This is a genomic window from Synechococcus sp. CC9311 (genome assembly GCF_000014585.1).
Taxonomy (GTDB): Bacteria; Cyanobacteriota; Cyanobacteriia; order PCC-6307; family Cyanobiaceae; genus Synechococcus_C.
In genome coordinates, this window is the sequence record NC_008319.1 from 1,586,888 (window position 1) to 1,599,159 (window position 12,272).

Genomic DNA, 12,272 nt, shown 5'->3' on the forward strand with positions numbered 1-12,272 from the left:
TTTGTGAGTCGTGCCCTCATCATGGTTGCAAGAATTGGGATCCGAGTTGAAATCTTCACGCGTCTGCCTATTCTTGTAGGAACTGGAAGAGAGCCCATCAAAGCAGAAGTGGGAAAAGTGCGAATCTAAAAGAGACACACTGCAGACAACTTCGTATTAAATTCTGTTGATCTCCCGATTGATCTCCGCTTCACTAAACGAGTGACGATGCGGGTGAGTGATTTTCCAACCTTGAATCAAGAGTGCGCCCCCCCAGCCTAAGAGGGGGTAGATCGGCCAGAAAAAGCCAAATCCTGTTAAACACCACACCACAATCAAGAGACCATTCACCCAGAGGTAATTGATCACTTGATGGCGATAAGCCCTCTTGCGGCTGAGACGGCTAATAGCCAGATGACGAGCGTCATGCTCGTCATCAAACTTATCTGAAGATCTAGTCATCGTACGAGAATTAAAATTAGAAACTAAAGCTAACACCAGTACCAATATGATGCTGCCAACCTATTCCCCATCCCCCTCCTTTGCGCTCATCGGTGCTGTAGATAGGCTCCCAATGAGCAAACAAGACGACTTGGTCATTGATCGGGTATTCAAGAGCAATTTCTCCACCCCAGTCAGTTCGTTGCGATAGACCTGAATAGTCTCCTGGGGTGTAAAAACGTGGTCCTCCCGTGAGAGTCACATTTAGCAAATCAACGTTGAAACCTAAACCAAGCCAAGTATCAGTGTAATTACCTAAATAGGTTCCGTCACTTTCCCATCCACTGCGATTTTCAGCTGAAATAAATATGCCATCTGCAATTGATTCCAGCCCATCACCAAGTGCAAAATTGAGATCACCATCTCCAAATGCATAAGCTAATTTAGCTCCAACTTCATGCTTAAGTCCCTTTGTATCTTCAGCGATACTGGAAGTTACGTAGTACGGCTTCCAATCAACTGATATAGAAAAACGATCATTGGGCTGATATCTGGCTGCTAAATAAGCCTTTGCATCAACCCTTCGAAAGGGTGCCCCTGATTCTTCTTCTTCTTCCTCTTCACCTTCTTCCTCAATCTCAACTCTGCCATAAAAGTGCTCCGCTTCACCGTAGACAGCAGCAGGACCGATCAGTGCTTCAATCGCAAACGCACCATCGTTCTCGAGCCCCCACTCAAAAACACCTCCGAACTGGAGATCAATGGCATAGTGCCTGGGTTGGCCTTCGAGATTATCTTCTAGTCCTGCATGACCTTCTATGGTCAGGACTGGCGAAGCTTTAAATTCTCCAGCTTCTAATGATTCACCACCTGCAGCGCCATGAGCTCTTACGGCTGTAAAAGATGAGGTAGAAAGTACAAAAAAGGCCGCCGAAGCTCCAATGTGAACAAGTTGTCGAGTGAATGATGATTGCATGAAATCAATACAGTAAAGAAGAAAAAGAAAACGCTAATTATTTAATAGAGGCCCATTGCTTTTGCAACCTGCTAGCAGCGGCTTCATTACAACTGCCACCTTGAGCTACAACAAAAATACAAACATTTCTCGTAGCTGTTTGCACCAAACTTTTCCCTGGAGCTTGACCATCAGCAAAAAGAGCTTGCTTTGCTATTGGAACCCCGCTGCTACGACTAATCCGTCGCATCGTTTTAGAGGGAGGAAGCGACTCAGGAAAAATGGCCTGACTTCCAGATGCTTTGATCGACTTGCTAATTGCTGACAAGCTGGAGGGACGCAGAGTTCCACCTGTGGTGTAGTCATCCAGAACGGGAAGCTCCCGAACGCCGTAACGGTTAGCCAAGAAAGAATAAGCTCGGTGACCAGTCACAAGGACGCGCTGCTTTTCCGGAACAGTTGCTACCTGTTCACCAATCCATCCTCCAAGAGAGACAAGAACGCGATCTGCCTTCGCACGACGCTGATCAATCTGAGCATCACCATTGACATCAAACAGCGGTTTTAAACTCGATGCCACGGTGTTAGCCATCGCAATCACGTTGGCTGGGTCATGCCAAAGATGGGGATCTTTTACAGAGTTGTTTGGGACAGCAATATTTCCAACTTTTACAACATTGCCAGGTGTTCTGATCTTATTTAACGCCGGAGTGAGGTTGTACCCGTTCAAAAGCACAATCTTTGCTTTCGCAAGATTTTGCCGATCAGCAGGACGCAACGCCAAGGTGTGGGGATCTGAACCTGGTTTGATCAAACAGATCACTTTTGCTTGGTCACCCACCAAGGTGTTCGTGAGATCGCAAAGGATCCCGTCCGCGGCCACGACAGTGGGAGTTGCCGTATTGGCTGCCGCCAGCAGGAGACTTGCAAACGGTAAGGACGCGAGCAAGGACACTTGAAAAACAAGGAAAAGAAGCAATGAAACGATAATCATTCTCAAACAATTGTCTAGGTATTTCTCCACGCCAATGGGCAAAGCAACACAACGCAAGCCACGCCGATCAACGGTCCTGGTGGGAGATTAAGAGGCAAAGCCAAAAGAAAACCTCCGCCACTGAGAGCCAAACCCACAAAAGCTGACTGCACCATTGCCGCACGAAGACTTCTCACACGACGAAGCCCCGGAAGAACAGGAGCACACAGCAAACCAATGACCAAAATCACTCCCACTGCTGCCATAGCGCTGACAATCACCGCAGCAGTTACCGCAGATAGGGCAAGCCGTAGTCCGCGCACCGGCAGTCCAGTCGCCGCAGCACCCTCTGGATCAACCCCCAAATAAACAAGCTGCTTGTAGCGAGTGCCAAGAAGCAAAGCCACAGCCAAGCAAGCAAACAAGACCCGACCCACATCGAGCCAACCCACCGTGAGCAAATCACCAAACAACAAGGCCTCAAGGTCCAGCCGCAAACTCAGCAAAGGGATCAGCAAGACTCCGAGCCCAAGAAAACCAGCGAGCACGGTATTGATGACAGCTTCCTCATTCAGCTTTGAGCTGCGCTGCAATCGTTCCGCCAACAATGAACCAAGAATGCCGCTGATGACTCCCCCCACTGCTGGGTCAAAACCAAAGGCCACCGATAATGCCAATCCTGGAAGCACGGCATGGGAAATGAGGTTGGCTTGAAGAACCCGGCGTTGAGTGACTAAGAGAGTCCCAGTGACAGGACATAAAATCCCCACCAAAAGTGCCATCAACAGAGGCAACAACCAAAAAACGATCTCATCCACAGAGATGATTTCCCGGATTAACCAAACCTTTGAGAGCGCGTCTCACCTCAGCAGGAGGTCCATCAGCAAGAACACACCGATCAACCACAATGACGCGGTCGAAGGAATCCAGCGACTCACCCCAGTCATGACTGCTCACCAGCAAGGTATGACCCGCATCAGCCAACTGACGCATCAGAAGCAACAACTGATCCCGGGAGGGCGGATCGATCGCGGCACAAGGTTCATCGAGAAGAAGCATCCGAGAGGGTTGAACAAGGCAACGAGCAAGCAAAGCTCGTTGCTGCTGTCCACCTGAAAGTGCATCAAGGCGTCTATTTGCAAGTTCTGCCAGACCAACGCGTTGGATTGCAGCCTCCCGATCGCAACACCCGAAGGATTGACCATTCATCGATCCAAGATCAACGAGATCACGCACGCTGATTGGGAACGACCAATCAATCCGACTGCGCTGAGGCATCAATACCACTCTTTCACGACAAGTTTCGATCGGATCCCCATGGCAAAAAATCGTTCCACCACTAGGACGCAATTGCCCTTGAAGCACATGCAGCAGAGTGGATTTACCGGCGCCATTGGCACCAACTAGAGCTGTCAATGTGCCCGATTGCAGCGACAACGAAACGTTTTCCAGAACAACGTTATCGCCATATTGAACATTCACATCTCTTGCTCTGAGAACTGGCTCTTCCAAAATCGAACCGTCAAGTTGGCCCAACCTATCGACGGACCCGATGAAATTCATCCAAGTCACCACCGGCAGGTAACCACCGTGCCAAGACAACTTGAGGCTTAAGAAGCTCAAACTCCAAACTTTTTCCATCAATTAGGGCAGCTCGGCGTTTCGCACCATCCCCATTTGTCATCACTGTGAGAAGACGATTCGTAGCGGGGTCCACATCAAGTACCGCTCCTGAAGCCAAGTACCATCCAGGAAAATACCTTCGCTTGAGCACTGATCCAGAGCTATTCAGAAGCAGTAATTCATCGCGAAGAATGGGCGATGCATCACGAAGAACAATCCAAATGTTTTCTCCCCGGTTATCGCAAGCCGTTGCCATGACCCCCTCCTCCCCTAACCAAACCTGGCGTGGAGGCTTTCCGGGAATAACGAGCTCAATCGAGCGTCGATAATCAGGCCAATTCCTTAACAACACCGCGCGACCGGAGCCAGAACAAAACGACTTAAGTTCTCGGCTTCCAGGCAGGCTTTGTGCAGTATTCCCCGTTTTATCAGGGTTCATTGGCAGAAGGTCAAGACCGTCGTAGGAAGGAACAACCAATCCACTGCCATCAGGAAGAAGACGGATCGCACCTGCAACCTCCAGGTCGAGGTCACGACGCTTGGCATTAGCAGAACGAATCCAGGTTCGGTCACTACCAGCTTCGATACCTCCAACTTGTACGAGTAACTCCCCGCGCCGATTACTACTTAAGTGGGCAAATAAAAGGGATCCAGTCGCTAATGATTGGATGGCACCTGGAAGGGGATCTGCCAATCCTTGAACTCGATCGCTCATCGCCCGTGGAGTGAGCTGGCGAAGCAACACCTCCAGCTTGGATGGATCTTTATCGGTTACGAAAGCAACGCCCTCACCATTACCAAGTGGCTCGATCTGAAGAATGCGCTGCTCGATAGACGACAACGGCAACCAACTGCCATCCTCACGAAGCAATTTCAACTGTTCTCCCTCCTCCTCGACCATCACGGCCACGAGATAAGAACGAGGGTCCCACCAAATTGAACGGTTCGGCAGTGCAAGCCCCCGTTGATCACGACCGGCAAGAACAAGCTTCTGGGGCGAACGAATCAGGGCACCTGGATCAAGAAGCAAGCGGAACTGGTCCTGTTGACCAAACCATTGATGGGGCTGATGAGGCACAAGACGACTGTTCTCAGCCACCGACTTGCGGTCCATCGTCCGACTGAAGCGCACGTCAAGTGCTGCAGCGCCAGAACGGATGGATTGAATCGCGACGGATTGCAAACGCGGCGGACGACGCAACAAAATCTGCTGCTGGACCAAAGCGACAAGGCCCAGGCCCATCAAAGCAACGCTGAGGAGTCGAACCTTGCCAGTCGATGAGCCAAACCCCTTTGAGCTCATGGTTCCAGAGGCCTCTCAGGTCGCGGGATGACTGTGATTGTGCTGGGCTTCACCACATTGGTGAGCAATCCATCCCTGATCTGCGTTGTCATCGTCCCCTCGATAGCCAGCCATTCATCCGGCTGAGGGTCCGCAGTCGCAGGCCATTCAATCGGAAGACCAGCAGGAGTGGCATCAGCCAGGCAGCAACGGACCGTGAGACGGGCGAGCTGTGGTTCCATCCCTGGACGTTGAAGCACAAAGCCACTAATCCGCACGGGATCTCCTGCATGCAAATTGGGATCCGGTTGACTGCGCAACAACCGCACCCATTCCGTCAACGTGCGTTGTTCTGGCGGAAGGAAAAAACTCAATCGCGGCGCCTCAGGCAAATTTTCGCTGCGGTTCGCAGCCAAATCACTGAAGGAAGGTGATGGGGGAAACAACAAAACCAAACAGGCCACCGCAATCGCAACCAACCAACTCAGAGGTGCCGGCGATGTTTTCAAGCGTGGAGCAGAGCGCAGCTGAACAGCACCGAGCACCATCAGAACAACTCCAGCAATCGCAACCACCGGATGGAACACCGCATTGAGAAGCAGATCCAAGCGAGCGGACACACTGCTCCAGACCAACACCCATCCCCAAAGCAACAAAACAAGGGGGGGAAGATATCGCGTTTGCCGAATCCAGTTCAGACGTGCCATCGCGTTACAGCAGCACAAGATTGACCCACTGCCCGATCAATAGAACGAGCAACGATGCTGCGACTGCTGTGATTGCAATGGCTCGCGTTGAAAGAAGCACAGTGAACAAGCCAGCAAGCTTGAGATCGACCACTGGACCGAGAAGGAGAAAGGCCAACAAGGCTCCAGGCGTGACCTGGGCGGCAAAGCCAAGGGCAAGAAACGCATCAACGCTGGAACAGACCGAAACCACCAGTGCCAGAAGCATCAGAGCAAGCACCGACACGGTGGGGCCTGACCCCAAAGCCAGCAACCAACTGCGCGGCAACCAGATTTGAACCGCTGCTGCGAGAGCACAGCCCAACACCAACAAGGTGAGCAGGCTCAAAAATTCACGCGTGCTGTGTTGCAGCAGATCCGCAGGCCGAAGCGGCACCTCCTCTAGCCGACGTTCAGACGTATTGAGGCTCACTCCAACCAGCCCACTGCGACGTTCAAGCAGTCCCACACGTGAGAGGGGTTGACTCAGTCTTCGCTCTTCGAGCAAGGCAGACGCCAACAAACTGGATTCAGGCAGCAACCCCAGAAGAGCACTGAGCCCTATGGCAATTAGAAACGCACCAATGGGTCTCCCCCAGAGCAACCAGGTCTGGTCAGGGAAAGCGGCCCAAGTACTGGCCAAGACAATCGGATTGAGAACCGGTGCTGCGAACAAAAAACCAAAGCCGGTGCCCAACGGCGCTCCGCTTGCAATCAGACGTCTGGCAACTGGAACATTCCCACATTCACAGGCGGGCAACGCGAAGCCCAGCAAGGCTCCCACAACTGGAGCAAGCAGTGGATGGCGTGGCAAACGCTTGATCCATGTTGACTGGGGGACAAGCCATCTCGCCAAACCAGCAATCGAAACGCCCAGAAGCAAAAAAGGAAGCGCTTCGATTAACAGACCTTGAAAAATGGCCCAGCCAGTGGCGAAGCGTGTCATCAACCCTGGAAGCAGCTAACTCCAGCCATGGCTGGCTTGATCTTCCACGTAGGCCGCAACATCAGCAATTTCATTTTCACTCAGCACATCCAAGAATGCAGGCATTGCATTACGCCCGTAGGTCACTTGAGCCACGATTCCAGTCTCATGACCGGTCAAGTAGTTAGGGAGAAAAGCCTCAAGGTCGTCCTGGCGCAAGGTCCGCTCACTCTTCACAATATTTCCACCGCCGGCATGGCAGGCGGCGCAATTGGTATTGAAAATCTGACCACCCCTCACCGTGTCAGAGGCCATCGCACGAAGAGGCATGCTCAAGACCAGGACCAAAGCAAAAACAACGGAGAGTAAAAAACGCATGGCGCACCATTATCAATTGTCACCATTCTCAGGAGATCTGAAGCAGCGGTGGTGCCGTTGCTGCAGATCGTTATGGAATGAATCTGACAGTGTTAAGCCACCAGTGCAGCCCAAGCGAAAGCTCCGCCAATACCAATCCAAATCCCAGCAGCAACACGCTTGCCCTGATCGCCAAGAGCATTCAGCAATCGCTTCGAGCCCAGGCTGACAGCAAGAAGCAAGGCACCTTGGGCAATCAACAGACCCAAGAAATAAGTGATGAGTGGCGTGGATTCAGCGCCAACAATCGCCCCACCTAGCAAATACCCATGCAATCCAATGACCGGAAGCAACAGTCCTGCAGGAATGATATTGAGAGCGATCAAACCCTCAACCACCAAACTCAATGAGACGAGCGCCTCAGCAGCGGGCTCGAGACTGGAGGGGAGGGGAATGAATTGCGTTAAAAGCGCACCTCCAAGGGCGAACGCCAAAAGGGGAATCACCCAAGCGACTGGGCGCTTAAGTCCGATCCATCCAATTGCCAGCAGAAAGAAGAGATGGTCAGGGCCCAGCAGAGGGTGGCCAATGCCACTGAGCAATCCCTGCACCGCATTCATTTCACCCCCTTCAGGCATCGCGAAGGGATGGTGGGCAACCGCGGGCCCAGCAGTCATGAGTAACAACGCAGCTACAGCAAAAACTCCGAGACCGCGAAAGACTCTGGTGATTCGTTTGGACGTCAATGGTCGATCCTCGTCGATTGAAAAAAATCGGCGGGCGTTCTGACTTCTGCTGACGAATTTTTCAGCAGTTCACAGCTGCGGGACAGCGACGGAATTTCACCGTTCTTTCCCCGTTACCTCTAGTGACTGAATCCCACTAGAACCGATTAACCGTTCTACTTCAGTTCCAATTCAGTGTCCTGCACTGGAGCCATGGTTATGAGCGTTGCAAGGCATCCATTTTGCCCCCATCTGATGGGCTCCCTTGCAGTTGAACAAAGCTGCGGCCTCCTCGGCTTCTGCCTTCGTGTCATACATCGCTTTGATGGGCTCTGTACCAGGTTTCGATGGGGAAGGATCTTTCCCCATCGAAAGCAACGTTCTGCTGTGGTCAGAACCAATCTCGTGATGAGCAATTGCCGGAGTCGTCAAAGCCAGCAAGCTCAAAAGCAATCCAGCGGATGTGGTGAGACGCATCTCAGGTTTACTGCAACTCTCTGATTTTGATGCATCAGGCGCCCCTGGACAGGTTCCCCTACAAGATGAGCTGCGGATGGTGCTGAATGTGATGGTGAATGATCTAAACGCTTCCATCCCACACCTCAAAAGTGGATCTTATGGATTCGGCAACCTTGAAATTGGCATCGACGATGCGAATCGATGGCGCAAGATCCCGTGCTTAGGAGCAAACAGAAACGCCATCACAAACAAACCTGTCTGTACAAGAACGATGCAACCAGCTGGTGAACTATCAGTCCAATAACTTGTATATACGCCAAGAAGACTGGAAAGAATGCTGCTGCCAATCGCCAACCAACTCATTCGATCAAAGCGATCTGTTAGCAGATAAGCAGTAGCCCCAGGAGTAACCAGCATGGCCACCACCAAAATGATGCCTACCGTTTGCAAACCAGCAACCGCAGCAAGAGAGAGCACAGAGAGAAGGAGGTAATGGAGAACACCCGTGTTGATTCCAATCGAGCGTGCATGCGTCGGGTCGAAACAAAACAACAAAAGATCACGACGGAATAACAAAAGAACAGCAGTTACAAGAGCTGAAATCAGAACCGTTTGTTGAATATCAGCAATAGAGATACCAAGCACATTGCCAAAAAGAATATGAGTGAGATCAATATTGCTCCGCGTCTTCGAGACCAGCACCAGTCCAAGAGCGAAGAAACCAGTAAAAACAAGGCCAATCACCGTGTCTTCTTTAATTCGGGACTTCTGCTTAACGAAGCCAATCATGGCGACTGATCCCACACCAAAGACAAAGGCCCCAACCGAAAAAGGCAGTCCAATGGCATAGGCCAGGATGACCCCTGGCAACACTGAATGAGAAACCGCATCACCCATCAACGCCCAGCCCTTGAGAGTCATGTAACAAGACAGGAGACCGCAAACGGCACCAACGGTGGCACTGATTAGAAGAGCCCTCACCATGAAGGCGTGCTGAAGAGGCTCGAGCAAAAATGTAGTCAAGCGTCCTCCGAGGAACTATTTCCGGTCAATAAATCTGGAGGGAGGCCACCAAAGGCCAAAGAAAGATTTTCTGGAGTGAACACCTTCGATGTTTCACCGTAAGCCAAAACCGTTTTATTGATTAGAACTGTGAGATCGCAGAAGTCTCTGACATGACTGAGATCATGCGTTGAAATCAAAATGGTGCGTCCTTCCTTACGCAACTGGAAAAACAGCTCTGCCATCAACTTCTCCGTACGAACGTCCACGCCATTGAAGGGTTCATCCAATAACAACACCGATGCGCGCTGTGCAATGGCTCTTGCCAAAAAGGTCCGTTTACGTTGACCTCCGGAGAGAGCAGCGATCGGGCGATCCCTTAGATCAAGAAGCTCAACGCGCTCAAGGGCATCGCGAACCGCAACCCTGTCTGACTGCCGTGGGATCCGGAGCACATTCATGGCTCCATAGCGACCCATCATCACCACATCCCAAACAGAGACAGGAAAATCGCAATCGATCCCTTCGTTCTGAGGCACATACGCAACAGCTTGATCACGCTGAGCCCTAGACACACTGCGACCATTGATTTTGATGTGTCCACGTGAGGGACGAATAAAACCAGTGAGCGCCTTGAAAAGGGTCGATTTACCAGACCCATTCATCCCCACCAGACCACAGATGCATCCCGCAGGCAGATGAAGAGAAGCGTCGTAGAGGGCAACTGTGCCGTTGTAGTCAACACAGATCTGATCTGCCTCGATCCTCATCAATTCACTCTGGGTCATGAGGACTTTTCGGAGGAAGCAGCCAACCCCTGCCTAAGAAGTTTCACATTGTGGCGTTGAAGGTCGAGCAGAGTTGGTGCAGGACCGTTGCGTTTTGATAGAGAGTCCACATAGAAATTGCCACCAAAACGAGCGCCTGAAGCGCGAGCCACCTCTCGCTGGGCTTTATCACTCACCGTGGTTTCACAAAACACCGCAGGAACCTGATCTCTTTTCACACGCTCAATCAACCGAGCCATGCGTCTTGGAGTGATCTGGCTTTCAGCATTGACCGGCCATAAATAGGCCTCATCAAATCCATAATCTTGAGCCAAATAGGAAAATGCCCCTTCACAGCTGACCAAAACTCGCTGTTTTTTGGGAATGACAGCGAGGAGGTTTCGCAACTCGGTATCCAAATTTTTCAATTGGAACTTGTAGCGTTTGCCATTGTCTCGATAAATCTGAGACCCCTCTGGATCGAGGTCAGAAAAGGCATCGACGAGTTGATCCACATATCCCTGAGCCCGCAAAGGTGACATCCAGGCATGGGGATTGGGCTTTCCGGCATACACATCCCCCTCAATGAGCAATGGCTGCATCCCCTCGGTGAGAGTGACAGTGGGCACGTCTCCAGCTGATTGAACAAAGCGACGAGCCCAAAGTTCTAATCCCAATCCATTTTCAACGATTAAATCTGCTCCTGATGCTTGTTCTAAATCCTTAGGAGAAGGCTCATATCCATGAATTTCTGCACCCGGCTTCGTAATTGACTTCACTTGCAAACGATCACCAGCCACCTGACGAGCCATATCAGCAAGGATCGTAAATGTTGTCAAAACAATTGGACGATCATCAGAACCATTACCAGATTTATTAGATAAATCACCTTGCTTAGAACATGCAAAAACCAAAGGCAAGCCCACTGCAAGTGTTGTCATCTGGCGCAAAAGCCGCCTTCTCGATGACTTCGAAAGAAAGTTGTTCATGAATTCCAAAACAGTTGAATCAGTGGGTAGACAAATATTCATTCATGAAGATGGTTTTACTCCAATAGTTCCACGCCGACGCCTACAGCGCTCAGAGCAGTAACGAACCTCATCCCAAACATCTTTCCATTTGCGACGCCATTGAAATGGGCGACCACAAACAGCACATATTTTCGTGGGGCGATCCGGTGACGCCATCTAACAGAAAACCTAATGTAGGAAAGCTAATCAGGCTTTTGATGCCTTTAAAGGTTCCATTCTAAAGGCTGACGATACTGAAATGAGACCACACCAACCAGCACAACAGAATCAAATCAAAGCAACCTCAAACAAGGCCTTCTAACGCAACCATTGAACCTTTTTATTCCTTTAACTAACAAAATCAGCAAGCAATTTTCGATCGATTCAACGTGTGCATCAGCCAACACTTCTAAACCCTAGGAGTCGTCATCAGTTGAACCTGTCCAGCGCCGCTCCACTTGAACAAATAGCAACCAGGCCAACGATGCTCCTGCTCCCGCAGCCCAATTAGAGCGCAGCAACGCAACCAAGGCCAAAGTGCTCGCCGCGATTCGCAATGCTCGTAGGCCAAAGCGGCTGTATTGAAGCAAACGATGATTCACAGGTGAAAGCACCAAGCAACGGCGTCCAAACCAAGTGGAGCGAAGGCAGGAGCCAAGCAAAACCGGCAAGACTCCATCCGAACGGTGAAGCGCCCAGCTACTGCCATCACTGAGCTCAGAAGAAGCGAGCGAAACGTTTCGCGCAGTCGCGGACTCGGACGCATAGCTTTACAGAACTTCATGCCTCCGCGACATGCTCGAGCTTTATTTAAATGCCACCTTGCACAACCAAATCAGTGTTGATCACTATCGCCAAGTCTTACTGAACCGTGGATTGGATGAGCAAGACCAAAAGCTGAGGAGCAATCTCCTGAAACGCGTTGAAGCAGGAACGATTCAACTGTCATCCTGACTGATCTGTTCAGGTAGGTCTCATGTTCCAAACCAATGATCCTCGCTTCTGGAAAGCAGTTATCGGCACCTTCTCATTGGTACTGAGCTGCGCAC

General features: G+C 51.0%; 17 protein-coding genes and 1 riboswitch. Of the genes, 1 reads left to right on the plus strand and 16 read right to left on the minus strand.

The genetic code is table 11. From position 1 onward, the window contains the following. Positions 1 to 156 precede the first annotated feature (156 nt). From SYNC_RS08090 to SYNC_RS08160, 16 genes are all read right to left on the minus strand, one after another. The gene (locus SYNC_RS08090; RefSeq protein WP_049750343.1) at positions 157 to 441 is read right to left on the minus strand and encodes a 2TM domain-containing protein; all 285 of its coding nucleotides are present in this window, start codon (positions 439 to 441) and stop codon (positions 157 to 159) included. 16 nt (positions 442 to 457) lie between these two features. After that, positions 458 to 1,396: a hypothetical protein gene (locus SYNC_RS08095; RefSeq protein WP_011619663.1), complete on the minus strand. Its 939-nt coding sequence runs from the start codon at positions 1,394 to 1,396 to the stop codon at positions 458 to 460. Between the two features lie 37 nt (positions 1,397 to 1,433). Continuing rightward, on the minus strand, positions 1,434 to 2,369 hold the full coding sequence (locus tag SYNC_RS08100) for a metal ABC transporter substrate-binding protein (RefSeq protein ID WP_011619664.1): 936 nt from the start codon (positions 2,367 to 2,369) through the stop codon (positions 1,434 to 1,436). A 14-nt stretch (positions 2,370 to 2,383) separates the two neighbouring features. After that, on the minus strand, positions 2,384 to 3,166 hold the full coding sequence (locus tag SYNC_RS08105; RefSeq protein ID WP_011619665.1) for a metal ABC transporter permease: 783 nt from the start codon (positions 3,164 to 3,166) through the stop codon (positions 2,384 to 2,386). Beyond that, positions 3,159 to 3,911 carry a metal ABC transporter ATP-binding protein gene (locus SYNC_RS08110; protein WP_083756073.1) on the minus strand — a complete coding sequence of 251 codons (753 nt, stop codon included), beginning with the start codon at positions 3,909 to 3,911 and terminating at the stop codon, positions 3,159 to 3,161. The genes SYNC_RS08105 and SYNC_RS08110 overlap by 8 nt, the downstream gene beginning before the upstream one ends. Next, a complete protein-coding gene (locus SYNC_RS08115; RefSeq protein ID WP_049750344.1) occupies positions 3,886 to 5,274 on the minus strand; it encodes a hypothetical protein in 1,389 nt (462 codons plus the stop codon). Before SYNC_RS08115 ends, SYNC_RS08110 begins: the two co-directional genes overlap by 26 nt. Then, positions 5,271 to 5,960, minus strand: coding sequence for a TIGR03943 family protein (locus SYNC_RS08120; RefSeq protein ID WP_041426593.1), 690 nt, complete (start codon positions 5,958 to 5,960; stop codon positions 5,271 to 5,273). The genes SYNC_RS08115 and SYNC_RS08120 overlap by 4 nt, the downstream gene beginning before the upstream one ends. Positions 5,961 to 5,964: 4 nt before the next feature. Continuing rightward, complete coding sequence (locus SYNC_RS08125; RefSeq protein ID WP_011619669.1) at positions 5,965 to 6,924, minus strand: permease; 960 nt, start codon at positions 6,922 to 6,924, stop codon at positions 5,965 to 5,967. A 15-nt stretch (positions 6,925 to 6,939) separates the two neighbouring features. Continuing rightward, the gene (locus tag SYNC_RS08130) at positions 6,940 to 7,281 is read right to left on the minus strand and encodes a c-type cytochrome (protein ID WP_011619670.1); all 342 of its coding nucleotides are present in this window, start codon (positions 7,279 to 7,281) and stop codon (positions 6,940 to 6,942) included. A gap of 92 nt (positions 7,282 to 7,373) precedes the next feature. Next, positions 7,374 to 8,006: a HupE/UreJ family protein gene (locus SYNC_RS08135; protein ID WP_011619671.1), complete on the minus strand. Its 633-nt coding sequence runs from the start codon at positions 8,004 to 8,006 to the stop codon at positions 7,374 to 7,376. An 11-nt stretch (positions 8,007 to 8,017) separates the two neighbouring features. Continuing rightward, a riboswitch (cobalamin riboswitch) is annotated at positions 8,018 to 8,168 on the minus strand. A 9-nt stretch (positions 8,169 to 8,177) separates the two neighbouring features. Further along, positions 8,178 to 8,462 (minus strand): hypothetical protein, encoded by a 285-nt coding sequence (locus SYNC_RS08140; RefSeq protein WP_041426594.1) that lies wholly within the window; start codon positions 8,460 to 8,462, stop codon positions 8,178 to 8,180. 138 nt (positions 8,463 to 8,600) lie between these two features. Continuing rightward, on the minus strand, positions 8,601 to 9,428 hold the full coding sequence (locus SYNC_RS08145) for a metal ABC transporter permease (protein WP_049750399.1): 828 nt from the start codon (positions 9,426 to 9,428) through the stop codon (positions 8,601 to 8,603). A 35-nt stretch (positions 9,429 to 9,463) separates the two neighbouring features. Beyond that, complete coding sequence (locus SYNC_RS08150) at positions 9,464 to 10,216, minus strand: metal ABC transporter ATP-binding protein (RefSeq protein WP_011619674.1); 753 nt, start codon at positions 10,214 to 10,216, stop codon at positions 9,464 to 9,466. A gap of 14 nt (positions 10,217 to 10,230) precedes the next feature. Continuing rightward, positions 10,231 to 11,154: a metal ABC transporter substrate-binding protein gene (locus SYNC_RS08155; protein WP_041427041.1), complete on the minus strand. Its 924-nt coding sequence runs from the start codon at positions 11,152 to 11,154 to the stop codon at positions 10,231 to 10,233. A gap of 90 nt (positions 11,155 to 11,244) precedes the next feature. Next, positions 11,245 to 11,400: a DUF2256 domain-containing protein gene (locus SYNC_RS15160; RefSeq protein ID WP_011619676.1), complete on the minus strand. Its 156-nt coding sequence runs from the start codon at positions 11,398 to 11,400 to the stop codon at positions 11,245 to 11,247. Positions 11,401 to 11,639: 239 nt separating this feature from the next. Then, complete coding sequence (locus tag SYNC_RS08160; protein ID WP_011619677.1) at positions 11,640 to 11,840, minus strand: hypothetical protein; 201 nt, start codon at positions 11,838 to 11,840, stop codon at positions 11,640 to 11,642. Between the two features lie 178 nt (positions 11,841 to 12,018). On the opposite strand from SYNC_RS08160, the gene SYNC_RS14710 reads away from it, so the two are divergent. Continuing rightward, positions 12,019 to 12,177 (plus strand): hypothetical protein, encoded by a 159-nt coding sequence (locus SYNC_RS14710; protein WP_011619679.1) that lies wholly within the window; start codon positions 12,019 to 12,021, stop codon positions 12,175 to 12,177. Positions 12,178 to 12,272: the final 95 nt, after the last annotated feature.